This is a genomic window from Alcanivorax sp. HI0083, from assembly GCF_001635175.1.
Genome location: NZ_LWFX01000168.1, coordinates 1 through 747, shown reverse-complemented (window position 1 = coordinate 747; position 747 = coordinate 1). Strand labels below are relative to the sequence as shown.

General features: G+C 55.2%; 2 protein-coding genes. Both read right to left on the bottom strand.

The annotated features are described in order from the left end of the window. The coding region (locus A3754_RS25875) for a BtrH N-terminal domain-containing protein (protein ID WP_197468375.1) at positions 1 to 306 on the bottom strand (306 nt) is incomplete at its 3' end. Then, the coding region (locus tag A3754_RS01825; RefSeq protein WP_197468374.1) for a metal-dependent hydrolase at positions 306 to 747 on the bottom strand (442 nt) is incomplete at its 5' end. The genes A3754_RS01825 and A3754_RS25875, both read right to left, overlap by 1 nt.

The window sequence follows — 747 nt, the reverse complement described above, 5'->3', positions numbered from 1 at the left end:
CAGCGCATCGGCGGCAGCACATTTATCTTGCCAAGTTTCCCAGCGAAACGGCACGCCCAGTGTAGAGAACACCGTTTCCTCAAATCCCATTGAACGGACATGGACAATAAACGGGGTGTCCGTGCCTGGTATTTCCACATAAGTAATACCAAGCCCGGCACCCAGCCCGAAGCAGAAAGCTTCCGTCAAATTAAGCCCATGAAACTCCAGCAGGTCTCTGATAGCTGAACTGCCACAGTGACGCCCAGGCCGATGTGTATGAGGAACATCGACGGTACTGGGGAGATCCTGCTTGTCTCCATGCATCAGGCTGCCTCACTCACTGGAGCCGGACCGTAAATGGTTTCCGATGCCCGCATCGGATCTCCATGAGTCTCATACTCCGCCAACCACGCGGCAACCTTCTCAGGCATACCGGTATCCCAAGGGTGAAATCCAGGGCGGAACCAAGCGAGGAAATCAGGCAGCATGCCTGTGAGAATACCTTTTCGCCCATAAAGCTTGTTCAGGCCTCGCAGAATCACACCAGGCTGGCGCGTTACGCCATCAAGCTTGAGCATATTCCAAAATACTGGAGCCACGACAAGGTGAACCATCAGGGTCGCAACCACCAACGCAGACGCGCGCGTCAAGTAGCCTCCACCTGCTGCGCCCTGATAAAGATCATAGGCCACGGCCTTGTGCTCTACTTCTTCGACCCCGTGCCACAGAAATAGCGCTCTCATGACGGGGTCAGCCTCGCTAAAC